The sequence below is a fragment of the Embleya sp. NPDC025285 genome, assembly GCF_055558835.1.
Genome location: NZ_JBVHLU010000010.1, coordinates 150,360 through 168,936, shown reverse-complemented (window position 1 = coordinate 168,936; position 18,577 = coordinate 150,360). Strand labels below are relative to the sequence as shown.

Annotated in this window: 20 protein-coding genes and 1 pseudogene; 9 read left to right on the top strand and 12 right to left on the bottom strand. The window is 69.9% G+C overall.

Translation table 11 applies throughout. The features are described 5' to 3' along the window. The 5 genes from ACZ4FV_RS09530 to ACZ4FV_RS09510 all read right to left on the bottom strand — a co-directional run. A partial coding sequence (locus ACZ4FV_RS09530; RefSeq protein ID WP_465322304.1) for an ImmA/IrrE family metallo-endopeptidase occupies window positions 1–687 on the bottom strand: 687 nt, incomplete at its 3' end. Between the two features lie 228 nt (window positions 688–915). After that, complete coding sequence (locus tag ACZ4FV_RS09525; protein ID WP_395873935.1) at window positions 916–1,149, bottom strand: hypothetical protein; 234 nt, start codon at window positions 1,147–1,149, stop codon at window positions 916–918. Further along, on the bottom strand, window positions 1,146–1,475 hold the full coding sequence (locus tag ACZ4FV_RS09520; RefSeq protein ID WP_402236457.1) for a DUF6247 family protein: 330 nt from the start codon (window positions 1,473–1,475) through the stop codon (window positions 1,146–1,148). The genes ACZ4FV_RS09525 and ACZ4FV_RS09520 overlap by 4 nt, the downstream gene beginning before the upstream one ends. 166 nt (window positions 1,476–1,641) lie before the next feature. After that, window positions 1,642–2,217, bottom strand: coding sequence for an HD domain-containing protein (locus ACZ4FV_RS09515; protein ID WP_395873933.1), 576 nt, complete (start codon window positions 2,215–2,217; stop codon window positions 1,642–1,644). A gap of 21 nt (window positions 2,218–2,238) precedes the next feature. Next, window positions 2,239–3,354: a helix-turn-helix domain-containing protein gene (locus ACZ4FV_RS09510; RefSeq protein ID WP_402236459.1), complete on the bottom strand. Its 1,116-nt coding sequence runs from the start codon at window positions 3,352–3,354 to the stop codon at window positions 2,239–2,241. A gap of 612 nt (window positions 3,355–3,966) precedes the next feature. Here ACZ4FV_RS09510 and ACZ4FV_RS09505 point away from each other — a divergent pair. Then, entirely contained in the window at window positions 3,967–4,257 is a 291-nt protein-coding gene (locus ACZ4FV_RS09505; protein ID WP_465322302.1) for a hypothetical protein, read from the top strand. Here ACZ4FV_RS09505 and ACZ4FV_RS09500 read toward each other — a convergent pair. Next, window positions 4,242–4,850 (bottom strand): GntR family transcriptional regulator, encoded by a 609-nt coding sequence (locus tag ACZ4FV_RS09500; protein WP_402236463.1) that lies wholly within the window; start codon window positions 4,848–4,850, stop codon window positions 4,242–4,244. The two genes, ACZ4FV_RS09505 and ACZ4FV_RS09500, sit on opposite strands and share 16 nt — an antisense overlap. 8 nt (window positions 4,851–4,858) lie before the next feature. Here ACZ4FV_RS09500 and ACZ4FV_RS09495 point away from each other — a divergent pair. Further along, a pseudogene (locus ACZ4FV_RS09495) lies at window positions 4,859–5,329 on the top strand (SDR family NAD(P)-dependent oxidoreductase); the annotation flags it as partial. 122 nt (window positions 5,330–5,451) lie between these two features. On the opposite strand, the gene ACZ4FV_RS09490 reads toward ACZ4FV_RS09495, so the two are convergent. After that, window positions 5,452–6,009 carry a DUF4291 domain-containing protein gene (locus ACZ4FV_RS09490; protein ID WP_402236466.1) on the bottom strand — a complete coding sequence of 186 codons (558 nt, stop codon included), beginning with the start codon at window positions 6,007–6,009 and terminating at the stop codon, window positions 5,452–5,454. Window positions 6,010–6,305: 296 nt separating this feature from the next. Here ACZ4FV_RS09490 and ACZ4FV_RS09485 point away from each other — a divergent pair, with 296 nt between their 5' ends. Continuing rightward, on the top strand, window positions 6,306–7,964 hold the full coding sequence (locus ACZ4FV_RS09485) for an FG-GAP repeat domain-containing protein (protein WP_465322301.1): 1,659 nt from the start codon (window positions 6,306–6,308) through the stop codon (window positions 7,962–7,964). A 60-nt stretch (window positions 7,965–8,024) separates the two neighbouring features. Here ACZ4FV_RS09485 and ACZ4FV_RS09480 read toward each other — a convergent pair whose 3' ends face one another. Together ACZ4FV_RS09480 and aceE are read right to left on the bottom strand one after the other, a co-directional pair. Beyond that, window positions 8,025–8,366 (bottom strand): VOC family protein, encoded by a 342-nt coding sequence (locus ACZ4FV_RS09480; protein ID WP_395873924.1) that lies wholly within the window; start codon window positions 8,364–8,366, stop codon window positions 8,025–8,027. Window positions 8,367–8,533: 167 nt separating this feature from the next. Continuing rightward, entirely contained in the window at window positions 8,534–11,302 is a 2,769-nt protein-coding gene (aceE, locus tag ACZ4FV_RS09475) for a pyruvate dehydrogenase (acetyl-transferring), homodimeric type (protein ID WP_465322299.1), read from the bottom strand. A 278-nt stretch (window positions 11,303–11,580) separates the two neighbouring features. Here aceE and ACZ4FV_RS09470 point away from each other — a divergent pair, with 278 nt between their 5' ends. Further along, entirely contained in the window at window positions 11,581–12,231 is a 651-nt protein-coding gene (locus ACZ4FV_RS09470) for a GntR family transcriptional regulator (RefSeq protein ID WP_465322298.1), read from the top strand. 183 nt (window positions 12,232–12,414) lie between these two features. Here the strand turns inward: ACZ4FV_RS09470 and ACZ4FV_RS09465 are convergent, their stop codons facing one another. Then, on the bottom strand, window positions 12,415–12,801 hold the full coding sequence (locus ACZ4FV_RS09465) for a hypothetical protein (protein ID WP_395873921.1): 387 nt from the start codon (window positions 12,799–12,801) through the stop codon (window positions 12,415–12,417). A 192-nt stretch (window positions 12,802–12,993) separates the two neighbouring features. Next, entirely contained in the window at window positions 12,994–13,200 is a 207-nt protein-coding gene (locus tag ACZ4FV_RS09460; protein WP_395873920.1) for a DUF2191 domain-containing protein, read from the bottom strand. 301 nt (window positions 13,201–13,501) lie between these two features. Here ACZ4FV_RS09460 and ACZ4FV_RS09455 point away from each other — a divergent pair, with 301 nt between their 5' ends. From ACZ4FV_RS09455 to ACZ4FV_RS09440, 4 genes are read left to right on the top strand one after another with little or no spacing between them, the layout of a single operon-like run. Continuing rightward, complete coding sequence (locus ACZ4FV_RS09455) at window positions 13,502–14,254, top strand: amino acid ABC transporter ATP-binding protein (protein ID WP_395873943.1); 753 nt, start codon at window positions 13,502–13,504, stop codon at window positions 14,252–14,254. A 13-nt stretch (window positions 14,255–14,267) separates the two neighbouring features. Then, window positions 14,268–15,266, top strand: a complete 999-nt coding sequence (locus tag ACZ4FV_RS09450; RefSeq protein WP_395873919.1) for a glutamate ABC transporter substrate-binding protein — start codon at window positions 14,268–14,270, stop codon at window positions 15,264–15,266. Between the two features lie 18 nt (window positions 15,267–15,284). Next, a complete protein-coding gene (locus tag ACZ4FV_RS09445; protein WP_395873918.1) occupies window positions 15,285–15,929 on the top strand; it encodes an amino acid ABC transporter permease in 645 nt (214 codons plus the stop codon). After that, window positions 15,926–16,735, top strand: a complete 810-nt coding sequence (locus ACZ4FV_RS09440; protein WP_465322296.1) for an amino acid ABC transporter permease — start codon at window positions 15,926–15,928, stop codon at window positions 16,733–16,735. Before ACZ4FV_RS09445 ends, ACZ4FV_RS09440 begins: the two co-directional genes overlap by 4 nt. Window positions 16,736–16,792: 57 nt before the next feature. On the opposite strand, the gene ACZ4FV_RS09435 is transcribed toward ACZ4FV_RS09440, so the two are convergent. Continuing rightward, complete coding sequence (locus ACZ4FV_RS09435; protein ID WP_395873916.1) at window positions 16,793–17,989, bottom strand: MerR family transcriptional regulator; 1,197 nt, start codon at window positions 17,987–17,989, stop codon at window positions 16,793–16,795. 161 nt (window positions 17,990–18,150) lie between these two features. On the opposite strand from ACZ4FV_RS09435, the gene ACZ4FV_RS09430 reads away from it, so the two are divergent. Continuing rightward, the gene (locus tag ACZ4FV_RS09430; protein ID WP_395873915.1) at window positions 18,151–18,474 is read left to right on the top strand and encodes a plasmid stabilization protein; all 324 of its coding nucleotides are present in this window, start codon (window positions 18,151–18,153) and stop codon (window positions 18,472–18,474) included. Window positions 18,475–18,577: the final 103 nt, after the last annotated feature.

Here is an 18,577-nt window from a genome sequence, read left to right as displayed (position 1 = left end):
CACATCCAAAACCATCCCGCGCTCCTCAACGGCTTCCTCGCAGCAACCGACCTGACATGACGAACCAACAACAACCGAATCCGCAAAGCTCAGTAGTTCACGTAGCTGGAAGGGAGCTTCCAACGCCTCGTAGGCACGCTCTCGCGGAACGAGGAGGGCGCCCGCAAATCGGTGGGCCTCTTGCTCTGCGAGCTTGGGAGAGATGTGTCTGCGCGCGGGATGGAGCACCAGATGCCCGAGTTCATGGGCAATGGTGAAGCGCTGCCGGTCGCCACTCGATGCGCTGAAGTAGCTGATCAGCGACGGGTCTTCCGTGCCTCGCCAGCACGAGGCGCCGAAATGTCCGATGACGCGGTCCTCGGCGTTACCTCCGCGATCGAGAAGCATCATGGGCACAACCGGGATACCGGCTCGCTCGCAGGTGCGGGTCAGATGTTGCATGACGGAGTCCCGCGCGATGCCCAGGGCATCTCGTGTTTCCTCCGCAAGGCGTTCGATGTCGTCCCCGTCGAGGTCGCCCTCGGCGCGTGGCAGGACGGCTCGCCGCATGCCGACCTCGGTGAGCAGTCGGGCGGAAACCCCGTATGCCTCGCGGACGGTGGCGCTGACACGCTCGACCTCGGTAACCGACGAACTCGCCGTCTTGCGGAAGGCGAGGGTATCGGCCGGGAGGTCGTCGGGATCCACCTCGAAAAAGGACCGAGGGGTTCCGGTTGCGGCACACACGGCATCGAGCACGAGTGTAGGAGCCGGCAAGCATGTCCTCGGGCGACACCGCATCGTTCCGCCGGCCGAGCTGGGCGCGGGCTTTGACCGCAGCGTCGAGCGTGGTGTCGTGCGAGTCGTGCATCCGTCCGACGCTACCCGCCGGATTCGACACCGGGCTCGTGGGCGCGGCCGGCGTCCGGGTGGCGGCTACCGGACGCCGACGATGGTGACCGTCACGTGCGTATCGGTGATCACGAACGTGGCGATGCCCTCGACGCAGAACGCGTACTCGCGCATGTTCGAGGATCGCGTCGGGTGGCCGACTCGCCACGGGTCGGACGCGAGCTGCCGAACCATGCCGTCGTAGGCGGACAGGACATGGGAGGGCTTGCCCTTCAGCCACTGCTGGGTGCTGTACGAGGCGTCGACGCGGTAGCTCATCCGGGGTCTCCCCACTGGGTGCGGTCGGCGGGCACGGTGTCGACGGGCAGGCCTGCGTTGAGTCGGCGGATGGTCTCTTCCATCTCGGGCCAGTCCGGGGAGCGGCGCCGTGCGAGTTCGCCTTGCCACAGGGGCAGCATGTCGGCGAGCGCCTGGAGGTTGCCGTTGGCGTTGGCCTCGTTGAGGGCGGCCTGGTATTCCTCTTCGAACTCCATGCGCAGGTCGTCGGGGAGTTCGGCGCGTAGCTCTGCGGGGGTGGCGTGTTCGGGGCCGCCGAAGCCGATGGTGTGCTGGGGCCGGCGGGGGTCGGTGGTCTGCTCGTCCATGCGCCCAGCGTGGCATCGCTGCCGCGGTGATCGGTAGCCGGCGCACTCGCGTGGGGTACGCGACCCGGTGTGCGCCCTGCGGCTCCGGGGTCGCCGCCACCGCAGTGGGTGGGGGATCCGGTTGCCCGGTTCCGGCCTGGCCCGGCAGCCGCAGGGGGCTCGAATGCTACGACTCGCCCATGGCCTCGCGGAGCCACGTGAGCGAGCCGGTCTCCAGCAGCTCGGCCGCGATGCGCTTCGCGGACTCGGTCCGAATCCGCTTCTGGGAGTTCACGATCCAGCGGTCGACATTCTTGTGCCCCTGGTCCTGGTACTCGATGGCCTGGACGAGGCATTCGAGCTTGTCGGCGTCGCCCGCGCAGATCGCCTCGGGTGTCTCGCGGGACTCGTACTCGCCGATGATCGACCGCATAAGCGCGCCCAGAGCGGCCGGCATGCCCTGGGACTGGTCGGCGGCGATCTTCTCCGCGTCGCCCTTGCCGACGTACTTCTGGCTGATGTGCGCAAGGTCCCCGGTGCGGGTCTCCCCAGTGTCGTGCCACACGCTCAGCAGCGCCGCCCGCGCCGGGTCGGCGCCCTCGAGTTCGGCGATGATCGACGCCAGGAGGGCGGCACGCCACGAGTGCTCGGCGACGGACTCCGGGTCCTTGACGCCGGCGATCCACCACCCGGTCCGCTTGTGCAACTTCAACGAGCCTGCCTCGAAAAGGAAGTTCGCCACCGCGCGGTCTTCGTCAGCCACCCCATGCCCCTTGCCTGTGGTCTACGTCCTCGACAGGCGGATGGCGTAGCGGACTCCGTCCAGCTCGCGCCGCGCCTGCGCGGACAACGTCCCGCCATCCAACAGGAGATCGACCCGATTCCGCAGGGCGTCCGTGTCGACGCCCGCCGCCTGGAGGAGGTGGGGGCGGACCGCGAGGAGCGACCACAGGGTGTGGACGTACAGCTCGGAGAAGCCGAGCCCGGGCGTGAGGTGGTCGACGAGGTGCGCGAGGAGGCGCTGCCCGCACCAGGCACCGGGGGTGACCGGCGCCGCCATGAACGCGTCATCGCCGTGGAGCCGGGGCAGCTCGCCCACCCAGTAGGCCCAGTAGTTGAGGTTCGCGGTCTCGCCGGGGTCGCTGTCCACGAGGGTGCGCTCGATGAACCGCGTCATCCTCTCGGTGTCGCCCTGGCGCACTGCGACGGACGCCACGGAACGGGCGTCGAGCCCGTCCGCCAGCCAGCCCTGGCTTCGCCGGCCCCGCTGCTGGTGCTGTATCCACGGCGTGGTGTCCGGGGCCGGGTCGTAGCTGACGAGGTAGAGCGCCTGTCGGCGGGTCAGGATGTCGGCCGGTCTCGTCGCAGTCTCGGCTGCGCGGCGGACCGCGGTGAAGAACGCGCGACAGCTGGCGGCGGGGAGTTCCGGACTGGTGGCCACCGGGCCGCGGCGTTTCGGCTTGGGGAGGGCGTCGAGCGTGGCGGGCGCGCGGCCGGTGAGCGGCCAGGTAAGCATCTCGACCACGTTGCGCTGCAGCACGGTGGAGCCGAGGGGGTGATGCGGTCCGGCGGAGCCGCCCTCGAGGACGCCTGCCAGGAGGACGTCCGCTTCCATGGCCCGGTCGAGTGCGGTGAGCAGGTCGGGCGAAGCGCCCGCCTGGAGCAACCGGTTGCGGTAGACGAGCATGTGGCCGACGGGTACGGCGGTGATCGGACGGCGCCCGGTCTCCCATGCGGCGACGGTGTCGACGCTCACGCCGAACTGCTCGGCGAGGCCCTCCTGGGTGAGTCCGGTTTGCTCGCGGATGCACCGCATCACGTACCCGGAGATGACGCCGCCGCGGGTCCGGCCGGCGGAACCCTGCGTGTCGGTCAGGGTTTCGGTGGGGGCGGGGGTCATGGGCCCTCCGGATGGCTCGACAACCCGTACCGGCGGTCACTGCCGCGCCGTTGGGGCTGCTCGTAGCGTTGCGGTATCAGTTCACTTAGCGTAGAGGCGAGCGATCATGATCGTCACCGAACAGCCCGATCGGCCGTGTGTCACTGCGTCGGGTGACCCGCACCGTCCGATCCGAGCCGCGCTCTCGGACGGCAGGGTGATGGACATGACGCACGACGAACTCATCGCGCTCCAGCACGAGATCCGGGCGTACCTGCTCTACCCGGTCCCCGGTCCGCCGGTGCGGCGGATGTCGAACTCGGGCGGCTGAGCCCCGCCCGACGCCGCTCGCGATCGATCCGCGGCGGCACCCCCGGCTGTTCGCCCTTCGCCCGGCGGACGGCCCGGCCCGGCGGTGAGTATGACACCGCCGGGCCCTCGACTCCGGTCCTGCCGCCACCGGCGCGGTAGCGGGACCGGCCCCGTCGCCCGACCGTTCGCGGGCGACTCGGCCCGGTGGCGCTGGTATCGCTGCCGGGCCCCCAACGCCTCGCCCGGCCGGGGAAGATCGCGCCCAGCGCGCCGGCCGGGCGAGGCACCACCACTCACCGCCCGCACCACGGAGACGAGGCCATGCCGCAGCGCGACTGGAAGCTTCGCGAGTACACCTACGACCCCGACCTGCTCATCGCGCACTACGAGTTGCCCGACGGGTCGTACGAGTCCGAGACGCTCGCGATCCCCCCCGGCACGCTCCCGGCGCTCGTCCAGGCGGTCCTGGCGCACGCGGACCAGAACGAGCGCACCCACATCCTGCGCGCGGAGGTCAAGCGGAACGACGAAGCCATGGCCGCCAGATACAGGGCGATGCCCGTGCCGGACTGGCTGCCCGCGGCCTACCGGGAGGGTCACACGCTCCGGTAGGCGGGCCCGAGCCTCACCCGCCACCGGTCCGCCGGCAGCAATAGCTCGTCGACCGCAGCGGGGCAACCGTCCCGCGCGTACCTGACCACCCGCACGACAAGGAGGATCGATCCGATGGCGACGCCGAGCATGCCGGCCTCTCCCGGGGCTGCGGCCCGCGCCGACGTATCGGCGTGCTCGCCACTTCCGGGTGCTGACCGGAGGCGCCGGGTGTACCTGACGAGCAGGTGGCTCGTTCGGCCGTCGGGGTCGATGAGTTCGGTGCGTTCGCGCTGGACCCGGGTGCCGTTGGCGAGCCCGAGCAGGACGGCGACATCGCCTGTTGCGGCGGCTCGGGAGAGCTGCCGCTCCCCTATCTCGTGGGGCCAAGCTGCGGCCGGGTCGGTCAGGACTCCCACTGCTGGAGGATGCGCCACCGCGGGCTGGTGGCGCTGTGTCCCCTCGGCGAGGCCTGCGTCGCGGAGGACTTCGAGCGCGAGCTGCGCGACTCTGAGGCCCACCCGGTATTCGTCGGCGACCTGGCGACGGGAGGGCAGGCGATCGCCGGGCGCGAACTCGCCGGAGCGGATACCTCGGCGGAGCGCTTCGGCCACTCGTTGTGCTGTGGAACAGGATCATCACGGTCAACCTCACCGGCACGTTCCTGGTCACCCGCGAGGCGCTGCCCGCCCTCCTGGCCACCGGCAACGGCGTCGTGGTCAACTTCAGCTCGACCTCGGCAGCCTTCGCCCACCCGTACATGGCGGCCTACGCGGCGAGCAAGGGCGGCATCCAGTCCTTCACCCACGCCTTGGCCCTCGAATACGGCAAGCAGGGTCTGCGCGCCGTCAACGTCGCCCCCGGCAGCATCAAGTCCGGTATCACCGAAGCGACTTCGGGCTACCTCCCGGCGGACACCGACTGGGAGCTGTTCGCCAAGCTCTCGCCCATCCTGGCCACCGACCTCGAATCCGGCGGCGCCGCGATGGCCGGCCCCGACGCCATCGCCGGCGTCATCGCGATGCTCGCCTCCGAAGACGGCGCCTTCATCACCGGCACCGAAATCCGAGTAGACGGCGGCACCCACGCCTGACGGCATCCGGGTACGCACGCGCCTCCCGGCAACCGCGTACCCGGCCTCACGCCCCAGACCACGCAGCCACCGCACCCGCACCCGCACCCGCAGCGAATCCGCACGCCGCTCACACACAAACCTCAGCCGTCCGCCCCGACCCGTCGAGCCGGCGGCCCAGCCAGTGGGTACGGCCTCTCGACCGGCAACAACCGCTGAGCCTGCGCCGCTCGGCCCTCCTTGAGCAGCCCCGCCACCCGCCGCACCACCGGCGTCAGGTCGGCGATTCCGACGATCCACTCGTCGTTGAAGATCCGGATCACATCCCGCCCGATCCCGACCTGAATGCTGTAGTGATTCAACGCCGCGCCACGCAACGACCGTTCCGGATCCCACTGCACATGCACGTCGGCACCGGCCACCGACCCCTCGGTCGACACCGCCCGCCCGAGCGCGTCCTCGAACCCCGCCCGACTGATCCGCACGGCCAACACCCGCTCCTGGCCCGCCTTCCGCGCCCAATCACTACGGTGCATCAGCCACAGGAACGACGGCTTGACCCACGTCATCCGCCCAAACGAAAACGGCGCCACGAACCGCCCCTCCCGCAAAGCGGGTTCGGCAATAGCCGGTGCGTAGGCCTGATACACCACAATCGACGCGGCATCGAAATCGGCCCGAATCTGACGCAACATCACCATGCCCCGACACGCTGCCGGCCTCCCCCACCCTCAGCCACAGGTTTTCCCACCCGCCACCAACCCACCTCCACGATGTGCCATCTCTCACTACAACCTGTTGGCCGCGCCAAGTGTCACGCCCACCGCCAAACCGGGCACGGCAGGAAATCCCGGAAGCCAAACATAACTTCACGCCTCCCTCTCGCCACCTTCCGTCACCACGGCAAGTCCGCGGCCCCTCATACCCGTTGCGGGTGTCCCAGTCGCCTGGTTGCCTACCGCAGTCCGGTGATCCCGGCGACACGAGGAGTACACCCATGCCCCGTAGGAAACCCCGCACCAAAGGCCGTCGACTCTCCGCCCTGGCTGCCGGCGCCCTCGCCTGCGGCCTGCTGACCGCACCCGCTTCCGCCGCAGACGCCACCTCGGGCCCCACAAACCTGCGGATGAACCCGGTCCCGGTCAACGGCTCGACCGACAGCTGCGGTTACGTCGGCGCCCTGAACCCCACCGTCGGCACCATCGACCTGTTCGCCACCGTCGGCGAGCCCAACGGGCCACTGGTCGGTGCACACTTCGAACTCCACGAAGTCGGCAACGGCAACCCGACCACCTGGGACAGCGGTTGGGGCTCGGAGGCCTACGGCACCCACGTGGCCCAGGCGCGGATTCCCAGTACCACCCTCACCGACGGAAAAACCTACGTGTGGAGCGTCGAGTCGGGTCGCGCAAACCAATCCGACCCGGTCCGCGCCACAGGCTGCACCTTCACCTTCGATAAAACCCCACCGGGACTGCCGGTCGTCACGAGCCAGGACTTCCCGGAGAACGGCGGCGGCAAATACGCCGGACAACAAGGCGTCTTCATCTTCGACACCAGCACCGCCGGCCCCGACGTCACAGCGGTCGAATACTCGCTCAACGGGCCGATCCCGGTCGGCGGGGCGGCGCGCGCGATCTACGACGCACCTTCCGGTACCTGGCGAACCCCCGCCCTGACAGTCACCAACTGGGGATCCAACACACTCTCCGCGCAGACCGTCGATCGAGCGGGCAACACCTCGCAGCCGAGGCTCTATGCCTTCTTCACGCCGAGCGACCCCAACCCGCCCGCACCCAAGCCTGGTGACATCACCGGCGACGGCAACGTGGATGTGCTGCGCGTGGACGCAGGAGGCGCCGTTCGGCTCTACAGCGTGGGGGACTCTCCGGCGGCGGGCGGCCACCTCGCGTCGTCGGCCCGGCAGGGGCCGATGGACGACCACACCTGGACCGGTGCCCTGATCAGCCATCGTGGCGGCGAAGGGCGCACGGACGACCTCTACGTCTTCAGCGGCGCGAGCGTTTTGGTGTATCTCAACACGTTCGACGCGACCGACGGGTACTTCCTGCGTGAGAACGCCCTCGTCGTCAACCGCGCATTCCTGTGCACCGATCTCGCCCGGGCGGATCGGGAGTGCGTCGACTTCACGGACGATTGGTCACGGACAAAGCAACTCGTAGCCGTCGGTGACGCGAGCGGGGACGGACGCGACGACCTGTTCACCGTCGAAGAAGACGCCACAGGCGCGCAGGCATTGTGGCTGCACTCCGAGAACTTCCACCGGGCCACCGTCTTCGACCACATCGACCGTCGCAACCAGGAGTTCTCCTCCCCCGGTGACATCAACGGCGACGGCCTCGCCGACCTGTGGGCCCGCGACCGCACCGACGGCAAGGTCTACCAATACACCTCCGCCAAGAACCCGGACGGCACCGCCGACCTCGGCGCCTACAGCCGCACGCCCACCCTGATCGCCACCGGATTCGACACCACCGCCTACCCCCAGGTGTCCTCCGACGGCGACTTCGACGGCGACGGCAAGGCCGACCTCTGGGCCCGCGCCGCCAACGGCAACGTCTACACCTACCCCGGGCAAGCCCCCGACACCAACGGCAACGTCTTCGGACCCGCCCAACTCATCGCCGGTAGCTGAGTCGAAGGACGGTCGGGGCCGCCGCCGATGGTGGTGGTGGCGGCCCCGATCCGACCAGGGTCAGCGGCTGACGTACTCGAAGACCGCGCCGTCCGGGTGGCGAAGCACCGCGCGGCGGCCATTCGGGGTGGGTGTCGGCTCGGCGATGGGTTCGGCGCCGTGGGTGATCAGGTCGGCGAACGTCGCGTCCAGGTCCTCGACGCCGAGGGTGGCGGCCACGCCGCTGAAGCGGGCCGCCGCCTCGGGCGGGCCGGTGAAGACCAGGAACGGTCCGGTGGCCGCCAACTCCAGTCCGGCGAAGGCGAATCGGGTTGCCGGTTCGCCGGTCAGCCGCTCGTAGAACGTGATCGCCGCGTCCAGGTCAGGTACATGTCGGCGCACAGTCACCGATGTGATCGTCATGGACGCAGTCTCACGCATACGCCCGAGGCACTCGCAAGGTGTCCTGGCTAGGCCCACTCGCGCAACGCACCAATCCGCCGAGCTCCCGCGCCGCACCCACCGCGCCCGCCCTCCGCGCTCCCGACATCCCCGCAACGCGCGCCCCCGCGAGGCGCGCCCGCGACGCGTCACCCCTCCGTGCGCCCGTACCGCTCCATCGCCTCCCTCACCACTCCCGGCTTCACCTTGCCCTGGCGGGCCAGCGCGCTCAGCGTGCGGATCGCGATCGATGGGGCGTCCACCGCGAAATGGGTGCGGGTGGCGGCTCGGGTGTCGGAGAGGCCGAAGCCGTCCGTGCCGAGTGAGGTCCAGTCCTGCCGGACCCACGGCGCGATCTGGTCGGGCACCGCGCGCATCCAGTCGCTCACCGCCACCACCGGCCCGGATGCCTCCGCCAAAACCCGTTCTATATACGGAACTTGGTCCTCCCCTGCGGCAAGCGCCTCGCGGCGAAGCTCGGTCCAGGAGGTCACCGACCACACCTGTGCCGACACCCCCCAGTCCTCCGCGAGCAGCCGTTGCGCCTCCAGCGCCCACCGCACCGCCGTTCCACTCGCGAGCAGTTCGGCGTCGGCGCCGACACCGGTGTCCGCGCCGGCACCAACGTCAACGCCCGCGCCCGCAGCCGCGTCGGCACCCGCGCCGGCATGTACTTCGGCAGCCACGTCGAGGACGGGCGCGCAGCGGTGGATGCCCCGCAGGATCCCCTCGGCCGCGTCCGGGCTCGGCATCGCCGGTTGCGGAAGCGGTTCGTTGTATACGGTGAGGTAGTAGAAGACGTCCTCGCCGCTCGGGTGTCCCGGCGTCGCGGTCAGCATCCGGCGCAGGCCGTCCCGCACGATGACCGCGATCTCGTACGCGAAGGCCGGATCGTAGGACATGCACGCCGGATTGGTCGACGCGATCAACTGCGAGTGTCCGTCAGCGTGTTGCAGCCCCTCACCGGTCATCGTGGTGCGGCCGGCGGTGGCTCCGATCAGGAAGCCTCGGCCCATCTGGTCGGCCAGTGCCCACAGTTGGTCGGCGACCCGCTGCCAGCCGAACATCGAGTAGAAGACGTAGAACGGGATCATCGGCCGCCCGTGCGTGGCGTACGCGGTGGCCGCCGCCGTGAACGAGGCGACCGCGCCGGCTTCGGTGATGCCCTCGTTGAGGATCTGTCCGTCCACCGCCTCCCGGTAGGACAGCAGCAGTTCGCGGTCCACCGCATCGTAGGTCTGCCCGTGCGGCGAGTAGATCCCGGCGGTCGGGAACATCGACTCCATCCCGAACGTGCGCGCCTCGTCCGGCACGATCGGCACCCAGCTCCGACCCACGACCGGATCGCGCATCAGTTCCTTGGCCAGTCGCACGAACGCCATCGTGGTGGCGATCTCCTGCTTGCCGGACCCCTTGAGCAGCGCGGCGAACGGCGCCTCGGTCAACGCCGGCGGCTCCGGAAGCGGGGTGAACGCGACGCGACGCGCGGGTACCGGGCCGCCCAGCGCGCGGCGACGGTCGGCCAGGTAGCGGGCCTCGCGCGAGTCCGGGCCCGGGTGCAGGTACGGCGGCAACTCGCCGTCGAGGTCGGCGTCCGCCACCGGCAGGTCGAGCCGGTCGCGCATCACCCGGAACTCGTCCTGGCGCAGCTTCTTCATCTGGTGGTTGGCGTTGCGCGCCTCGAAGCCCGGCCCGAGCGTCCAACCCTTGACCGTCTGCACCAACACCACACTGGGCCCGCCCCGGTGCTCGATCGCCGCGCGGTAGGCCGCGTACACCTTGCGCGGTTCGTGGCCCGCGCGGGAGAACCCGATCAGTTCCGCGAGCCGCGCGTCGTCCAGGTGCGCCGCCACGCCGCGCAGATCGGGATCGCCGCCGAGCAGGTTGTCCCGAATGTACCCGCCGTCGGCGGCCAAGTAGGTCTGGAACTGGCCGTCGGGCGTGTGCTCCAACCGGCGGATCAGCTCGCCGTCGTGGTCGCGCGCGAACAGATCGTCCCAGTCCCTGCCCCACAGCGCCTTGACCACATGCCATCCGGCGCCCGCGAACACGCTCTCCAACTCCTGGACCACGCGCCCGTTTCCGCGCACCGGGCCGTCCAGTCGCTGAAGGTTGCAGTTGATCACGAAGACCAGGTTGTCCAGCCCCTCGCGCGCGGCGAGGGTGAGCGCCGCGGTGGCCTCGGGTTCGTCCATCTCGCCGTCGCCGAGGAAGGCCCACACCCGGCTGCCCGAGGTGTCCTCCAGGCCCCGGTTGTGCAGGTAGCGGTTGAACCGCGCCTGGTACACCGCGGCCAGCGGTCCCAATCCCATCGACACCGTCGGGAACTCCCAGAAGCCGCCCAGGGATCGCGGATGCGGATAGGACGGCAGCCCACCGCCGCCCACCTCGCGCCGGAACCGGTCGAGCTGATCGACCGTCAGGCGCCCTTCCAGGAAGGCCCGGGCGTACACGCCGGGCGACGCGTGCCCCTGGAAGTAGATCTGATCACCGGACCCGCCGTCGGCCCGCCCCCGGAAGAAATGTTGGAAGCCGACCTCGTACAGCCAGGCCGCCGACGCGTACGTGGCCATGTGCCCGCCCAGCCCGTACCGGCTCGCCCGGGTCACCATCGCCGCCGCGTTCCACCGGTTGTACGCGGTGATCCGCTCCTCCATGTCCGGGTCGCCGGGATAGCTCGGCTCGGCAGCGGTGGGCACGGTGTTGACGTACGGCGTGCGCGTTACGGGCGGCAGGTCCAGGCCGCGGTGTTCGCCGTGTTCGAGCAGGCGGGCCAGCAGCAGGCGGGCGCGGCCGGGGCCGGCGGCGCGTACGACGGCGTCGAGCGACTCGATCCATTCCGCGGTTTCCTCGGGGTCCCGGTCGGGGAGCTGGTCGAGCTGCCCGCTCGGGGTACGGCTCGACGTGTGGTGTGACATCCGGGCCGCCCTCCTTCGTGTCGGTGAGGCTGCCGGGTGCGGACTCCCCGGGTGGAACTTCCGGGTCCGGACTTCCCGGTGGGGAGGTCCGGTGCGGACTTCCCGAGTCGGGACGTCCGGTGCGGACTCCCAAGGTGGGAACTTCCGAGACGGACATCCGGGTGAAGCCCCGCGGCGAAGCCTCTTCATCGCGTCCTCATTGCGTCTTCGTTGCACCTCCATTCTGCGCAATGATCGATCATTGCGCAAAGACGCCTGCTGCGCCCTAGACTGACCCGATGACCGAGCCGCCTCGCCCGACCCTGGAACGCCGCCCGCTCCGCGAGCAGATCCGCCAGTACGTCACCGAGGCCGTGGTCGCCGGCCGCTGGGCGCCCGGCGAGCGCATCGTCGAGCGTCGTGTGGCGGTGGAACTGGGCGTCAGCCAGGCACCCGTACGCGAGGCGCTGCGCGAGCTTGAACAACTGGGCCTGGTCGAGTCGGAGCCCAATAGGGGAGTACGCGTGCGCTCGTTCAGCGAGAGCGACCTACGCGAGATCTATCCGGTACGGGCCGGCCTGGAGGAGACCGCGGCGCGGCTCGCGCTGCCCCGGATCGACGACGAGCGGCTCGACGCGCTCGATCGGCACGTCGCCGCGCTGCACGCGGCCTCGGCGGCGGGCGACGCGAGCGCGCAGATCCGGCACGGAGTGGCCTTCCATCGCGAGATCGTCGCCGCGTCCGGCAACGCGCTCCTGCGCTCGGTCTGGGAGGCGCTGGGCATCGAGGTCTGGACGACGCTGTCGATCCGGGTCTACCGGATGGACCTGCACGAGAACGCCGCCGACCACGAGCCGATCGTCGCCGCCTTCCGCCGCCGCGACCCGGCCACGAGCGACCTGCTGCGCGAACACGTACTCGGCTACGGCGGCTGTGCGCTGCTGCCGTAGGCCGTCCGATCGCACCCCGTACCCCGTACCCACCCGCACGCCGGCCCGGACCACCCACCGGTTCGGCCGTCGCGCGGGCCCGACCCGCGAGACCGCCCGCCCGGCCGCTCGCCCCGACGCTCGCGGAACCGCCCGCCGGACGCTCGGCGCAGACCGCCCCGCCCCGCCCGCCCCGCCGCACCCTCAGCGCAGCAACCCGCGCTCCGCCCGCATATGCGGCGCGACCACATTGCGCGGCCGATTGAACAGGATCACCGTCGCCTCGACCACCGCGACGGCCAGCAGCACCAGGATCGCGACCATCGACAGATAACCCCAGAACGCGGCCGGGCTCTCCCCCTCCGCCGCGAACCACGGCGACACCGCGATCACGACGGACACGCACCACATCTGGATCGCCACCAGCGCCATCGCGCGAACGAGCCCACGCCGGGCCGGGTCACCGAGCGGCAACAACCGAAACGCGAGCACGATGTCGTCGGCCACCCGCGCGCTGCGCCAGATGTCGGTGGTGCGATTGGTCAGGCCTATCGAGGACATGAACGCGAAATAACTCAGCCACAACCGCATGCGTAAGCACCTCGTCCCCCGCCGACCCGGACCACGACCCCGACCTGCGGCTCAGCGCCACACGGGGTCGGGATCATTCTCGCGCAGAACCTTCCGGACGCGCGCAGCGGCTCGACACAAGCGGACCGGCCGGGCGGCACAACTCGGCGCATACCGGACCGACCCATTCGCGCACCGACCGAGCCGAATCGCCTAGTCGGTGACCGGGTTGCGCCGCTCGCGCTCCTCGACCGTGCGCCGGTGCTCCTCGACGTTGCCGGTCAGCGCCTCGGTACGGTGCCCGCGCGCGATGTAGTCGAGCACGATCGCCTCGATCGCGTCCTGCGCGTTGCGCACGCCGGACAGGACCATGACCTCGATCACGACGTTCGCGTCCAGGCTGATGTTGACCTTCGCCATCGACGGCTCCCTCGACTCGACCCGCTCCACCCGAACCCGACGCCCGCCGGCGCGACCCCACGACCACACGACCGCGCAATGGCACATTCACAGTCCACACGTCCGCGCGACCGGTCCCGCTCGGGCACCGGCCTGGCCGCCGACCACGCACGTGTCACCCGTGCGTCACCCACGCGAGGGGACTCTATCGGCCGTTAGAGGGGTTGGCGGTGGCGATGCGACTGAACCCACCCGCCGAGGTGGATGCATCGGGCACGTGCGCTCTCGCGCGGCCCCCGCCCCCGTGTCGAAGGCGAGTCGGATACCTGTGACCTCGGAAGACCCGCTCGTCGTCCTCTCCGGTGTGAACAAGCACTTCGGGTCGCTGCACGTCCTGCGTGACATCGACCTGACCGTGGCGCGCAACGAGGTGGTCGTCCTGATCGGCCCCTCCGGTTCCGGCAAGTCGACGCTGTGCCGCACGATCAATCGGTTGGAGACGATCGACTCCGGCAGCATCACCATCGACGGCCGGCCCCTGCCCGCCGAGGGTCGCGGACTGGCCCGGCTGCGCTCCGATGTCGGCATGGTGTTCCAGTCGTTCAACCTCTTCGCCCACAAGTCGGTATTGGAAAACCTGACCCTCGCGCAGATCAAGGTGCGCAAGCGCAGCAAGGCCGAGGCGGAGAAGAAGGCGCGCGAACTCCTGGACCGGGTCGGCCTCTCCGACCAGGCGCCCAAGTACCCGGCGCAACTCTCCGGCGGACAGCAGCAGCGGGTCGCCATCGCCCGATCACTGGCGATGGATCCCAAGGTGATGTTGTTCGACGAACCGACGTCCGCACTCGACCCGGAGATGATCAACGAGGTCCTGGAGGTCATGCGGACGCTCGCGGTCGAGGGCATGACGATGGTCGTGGTCACCCACGAGATGGGCTTCGCCCGCTCGGCGGCCAATCGTGTGGTGTTCATGGCGGACGGTCGGATCATGGAGTCGCGCAGGCCCGAGGACTTCTTCGACCACCCGGAGACCGACCGGGCCAAGGACTTCCTGTCCAAGATCCTCAAGCACTGACGGGGGATCGCACATGCGCACCCACGCCTGCACCCGCACCCGCACACACGCCGGCCCCGGCCCCCACGCCTGCGTCTACGCCGGCACCCGCGCCCGCACCCGCGCCACCCTCCGAAACACCCCCCGAGCAGCCACCCTGCTCGCCCTCCTCCTCGCCGCACTCCTCCTCGCCGCCTGCGGCAGGTCCGGTACACCCCCGCCCAAGGGCCCCAAGCCCAAGGATCTGCCCTCGTACCAGGTCGCCACCGACGTCGACATCGACTCGCCCACCTTCCGCTCGGCCAAGGCGCGCGGCCGGTTGATCGTCGGCACCAAGGCCGATCAGCCCTACGTCGCCGCGCAGGACCCGGCGAGCGGCTACTACTCGGGCTTCGACGTCGAAATCGCCAAGATGGTGGCCGCGTCACTGGGCTTCCCGGCGGACCGGGTCGAGTTCAAGACGATCACCTCCGCCAACCGCGAGACGTCCTTGCAGAACGGCGAAGTCGACTACTACGTCGGGACGTACACGATCAACGACAACCGCAAGAAGTTGGTCGGCTTCGCCGGGCCGTACTACATGGCCGGCCAGGCGCTCCTGGTCCGCAAGAACGACAAGGACATCAACGGCCCGCAGGACCTGGCCGGCAAGAAGGTCTGTTCGGTCTCCGGCTCCACGCCGTACCAGCGGCTGGTGGCCAACTATCCCAAGGCCACCGCCGTCGCCTATGACAGCTATTCGGTGTGCGTGGACAACCTGATCAGCCTTCAGGTCGACGCGGTCACCACCGACGACACCATCCTCAAGGGCTACGCCGCGAAGGTGCCCGACCAACTCCGGCTCGCCGGCGAGCCGTTCTCCCAGGAGCCGTACGGAATCGGTGTTCCGCGCGGGGACCGGAACTTCCGCCTCGCGATCGACGACGCGATCGTCGCACACGAGGCGAACGGCGACTGGAAGCGCGCCTACGACTCGACCCTCGGCCTCTCCGGCGTACCGGCTCCCCCGCCGCCGCCGGTGGACCGGTACTAGCGGAGGGCGTCGACGACGATGAATGTGCTGCTCGACAACTTCACCCTGTTCCGCAAGGGCTTCGTGGGTACGGTCGAACTGACCCTGGCCGCCTCGGCGATCGCCCTCGTGGTCGGCGTGCTGATGGCCGCCTGCCGGGTCTCCCCGGTCCGTCCGCTGCGGATCATCGGCGGCGCGTGGGTGACCGTGCTCCGCAACACCCCGCTCACCCTGCTGTTCTTCGCGGTCGTGCTGGGTCTGCCGCGATTCGGCGTGGTGCTCCCCTTCTTCACCCTCGCGGTGCTCGCCCTGGGCTGCTACACCTCGGCGTTCATCTGCGAGGCGGTCCGCGCCGGCATCAACACCGTGCCGGTCGGCCAGGGCGAGGCGGCCCGAAGTCTGGGCATGAACTTCGGCCAGACGCTCCAACTGATCGTGCTGCCACAGGCGGTGCGCGCGGTGATCCCACCGGTGGGCAGCACGCTGATCGCGCTCGCCAAGAACACCGCGATCGCCGGTTCGTTCAGCGTCACCGAACTGCTCGGCACATACCGCACCCTCAACGAACTCGGCTACGACATCGTCGTCACGTTCCTGTGGATCGCCGTGGGCTACCTGATCATCACGCTGTCCATCAGCGCCCTGTTCCGCTTCCTGGAGAAGCGCCTGGAGGTGGCCCGATGAGCACCGAGACCTCGGCGCTGTACGACGTCCCCGGCCCGAAGGCCCTGGCCCGGCACCGCACTTACGGCTGGATCGTCACCGCGCTGTTGATCTGTGTGCTGGCATGGGTGATCTACAAGCTGATCGACACCGGACAGTTCGCCCATGACAAGTGGGCACCCTTCGAATACGTGGGCGTACAGAAGCTGTTGCTGCGCGGCCTGAGGAACACGCTCGAGGTCTTCGCGTGGGCGGCGGTGCTCTCGCTGGCCTTCGGCGCCTTCTTCGCGGCCGGTCGGCTCTCCGAACACCGGGTGATCCGCTGGGGCGCGGGCCTGGTGGTGGAGTTCTTCCGGGCCATGCCCGTGCTGGTGATGATCTTCTTCATCTTCATCGCGATGAAGGTCGAACCCCGCCTGGCCCTGATCGCCGGCCTTACCTTGTACAACGGTTCGGTCCTGGCCGAGGTCTTCCGCGGCGGCGTCAACGCGGTCCCCAAGGGCCAGAGCGAGGCGGCCTACGCACTGGGCATGCGCAAGACCTCGGTGATGGTGCACATCCTGATCCCCCAGGCGATCCGCACCATGTTGCCCACGATCATCAGCCAGTTGGTGGTCACGCTCAAGGACACCTCGCTGGGCTACCTGATCTCGTACGAGGAATTCCTCTACGCCGGCAAGCAGATCGCCACCAACCTCGACTACAGCCTCCCCTTCATCCCGGTCGTCATCGTGATCGCCCCGATCTACATCGGCATGTGCATGCTTCTCTCCGGCCTTGCCCGCTACTTGGAAAGCAGCGGACGCCGCCGCCACAAGGGCGCCTGACGCCACGTCGGCGGATCGATGCTTCGGCCCGCCCGCGGCCTCCGGACGAGATCGGCCCTATTTCGGGTTCCCGGCTTTCGGGAGGGCCACCGGCATCACCAATGTGGTGAAGCTGCCCTGATCGGCGGAGCGGACCAGGACCGGTAGATCGGGGGCGGCGATGTCGAGGAGCACGTCCGGGCCGACGCCGGCGTCCAGGGCGGGTACGAGTGTGCCCGGGTCGAAGGCGAGTCGGGTCGCGGGGCCGGCGCAGATCGCCGGCAGGGCGCCGGCGTCGACTCGGATCCCGTCGAGGGTCGTGGTCAACACTCGGACCCGGCTCGGGCTCGGGCTGGGGCTGGGGTCTCGGCCTTGGTCCTCTTTCCGGCCTTGGTCCCGGTCCTCGCCATGGTCGTGGTCCTCGCCCGGGTCGTGGTTCTCGTCTTCGTCCCGCCCTCGGCCCAGGCCCCGGCCCTCGCCGAGCAGCGCTTCGCGTAGGGCCGCGCGGTCCACCACGACGCGGGTCTGCGGCGTGGCCAACGCAGCGAGCATGTCGCGGTAGGCCGGGTAGGTGTCGGCGGACGTCGCCGGCTCGTGGACCTCGTCGCCGGCGCGCAGGCGGAAGCCGTCGGCGTCGAGTTCGAGGTCGATCTCGCGGTGTCGGGTCGCCCAGGGGCCGAGTGCGATCAGGTCACCCACCCGGACCAGCGCCTGTCCCGGGCCGCCCTCGATCCGACCCGGGCGCAGTGTACGAACGGACAGCCGGTAGCGATCCGTCGCCACCAGGCGTACCTCCCCGTCGGCCACCTCGACCAGCACACACCCGAGCACCGCCGGCTCCCCCGCACCCGCCGCCGGCGCCACCTGCCGCACCGCGCTCGCCCATTCGGCCCCGCCGATGCTCGCCCGCGTACCGGTCGTGGTCAGCGAGCGCAGCACGCCCTCGACCACGACCCGCGCGGTGTCGGCGCGCTCGCGCATGCGGTCCAGGTGGGTGCGCAGCAGCGCCTCGGCGTGCTCCGGTGGACCGTCCAGTACGGCGACCGCCTCCGGCAGCGGCACCTCCGCCTCGCGCAACGCCCGCAGCCGCAGCGCCCGCGCCTCCTGCTCCGGCGCGTAGGAGCGGTAGCCCGTACCCGGGTCCACCGACGCGGGCCGCATCACACCGCAGTCGTCGTAGTAGCGCAACGCGCTCGGGCTCAGCCCGACCCGCCGCGCGAACGCGCCGATGCCCACCAGTGCGTCCCGTACCTCGTTGTTCGTGTCGTCGTCCATGGCAGCGAGTCTGCGGCTTCGACCTGCTCGAAGGTCAACTGCGGTCGGTCGGCACGGGTGATCGACGCCAGTGCGGGTAGCCGAAACAGGCCGATGAAGGAGGCCGCGAAAAAGGCCGACATGGCATCGAGTGGCGAGTAATACGAGTGAGGTGGACGACCATGCCACGCGGATCCAGCCCCAAGCGCGAACGTCAGTACGAGCACATCAAGGAGAGCGCCAAACAGCGCGGCACCGGCGAGAAGCGGGCCGAGGAGATCGCCGCCCGCACGGTCAACAAGGAGCGCGCCCGCTCCGGCGAGGCCAAGACCGCGAGCCGCTCGTCGCTGCACGACATGTCCTCGGCGAAGCGGGGCGGCAAGAACTCGCACAAGGGTTCGCAGGCACCCACGTACGACCAGCTCTACGCGGATGCCAAGCGCCGCAACATCAAGGGCCGCTCGTCGATGAACAAGGCGCAATTGGCCAAGGCCCTGGGCAGCTAGACGAGGCCGGTCGGGGCGGGTCGGCTCGGGGCGGCGTGGGTCGGGGCGGGTCGGGGCGTCTGCGTTCCGGTCCGGGACACCGGGGTCCGCCCGGGCGGTGGAT

What these genes read in the sequence shown, in the direction of transcription:
- aceE (WP_465322299.1), bottom strand. Translation starts at nt 11,302, where the DNA reads ATGTCACACCACACGTCGAGCCGTACCCCGAGCGGGCAGCTCGACCAG.
- ACZ4FV_RS09525 (WP_395873935.1), bottom strand. Translation starts at nt 1,149, where the DNA reads ATGAGCTACCGCGTCGACGCCTCGTACAGCACCCAGCAGTGGCTGAAG.
- ACZ4FV_RS09505 (WP_465322302.1), top strand. Translation starts at nt 3,967, where the DNA reads ATGCCGCAGCGCGACTGGAAGCTTCGCGAGTACACCTACGACCCCGAC.
- ACZ4FV_RS09520 (WP_402236457.1), bottom strand. Translation starts at nt 1,475, where the DNA reads ATGGACGAGCAGACCACCGACCCCCGCCGGCCCCAGCACACCATCGGC.
- ACZ4FV_RS09480 (WP_395873924.1), bottom strand. Translation starts at nt 8,366, where the DNA reads ATGACGATCACATCGGTGACTGTGCGCCGACATGTACCTGACCTGGAC.
- ACZ4FV_RS09445 (WP_395873918.1), top strand. Translation starts at nt 15,285, where the DNA reads ATGAATGTGCTGCTCGACAACTTCACCCTGTTCCGCAAGGGCTTCGTG.
- ACZ4FV_RS09435 (WP_395873916.1), bottom strand. Translation starts at nt 17,989, where the DNA reads ATGGACGACGACACGAACAACGAGGTACGGGACGCACTGGTGGGCATC.
- ACZ4FV_RS09460 (WP_395873920.1), bottom strand. Translation starts at nt 13,200, where the DNA reads ATGGCGAAGGTCAACATCAGCCTGGACGCGAACGTCGTGATCGAGGTC.
- ACZ4FV_RS09430 (WP_395873915.1), top strand. Translation starts at nt 18,151, where the DNA reads ATGCCACGCGGATCCAGCCCCAAGCGCGAACGTCAGTACGAGCACATC.
- ACZ4FV_RS09490 (WP_402236466.1), bottom strand. Translation starts at nt 6,009, where the DNA reads ATGGTGATGTTGCGTCAGATTCGGGCCGATTTCGATGCCGCGTCGATT.
- ACZ4FV_RS09440 (WP_465322296.1), top strand. Translation starts at nt 15,926, where the DNA reads ATGAGCACCGAGACCTCGGCGCTGTACGACGTCCCCGGCCCGAAGGCC.
- ACZ4FV_RS09485 (WP_465322301.1), top strand. Translation starts at nt 6,306, where the DNA reads ATGCCCCGTAGGAAACCCCGCACCAAAGGCCGTCGACTCTCCGCCCTG.
- ACZ4FV_RS09450 (WP_395873919.1), top strand. Translation starts at nt 14,268, where the DNA reads ATGCGCACCCACGCCTGCACCCGCACCCGCACACACGCCGGCCCCGGC.
- ACZ4FV_RS09510 (WP_402236459.1), bottom strand. Translation starts at nt 3,354, where the DNA reads ATGACCCCCGCCCCCACCGAAACCCTGACCGACACGCAGGGTTCCGCC.
- ACZ4FV_RS09470 (WP_465322298.1), top strand. Translation starts at nt 11,581, where the DNA reads ATGACCGAGCCGCCTCGCCCGACCCTGGAACGCCGCCCGCTCCGCGAG.
- ACZ4FV_RS09465 (WP_395873921.1), bottom strand. Translation starts at nt 12,801, where the DNA reads ATGCGGTTGTGGCTGAGTTATTTCGCGTTCATGTCCTCGATAGGCCTG.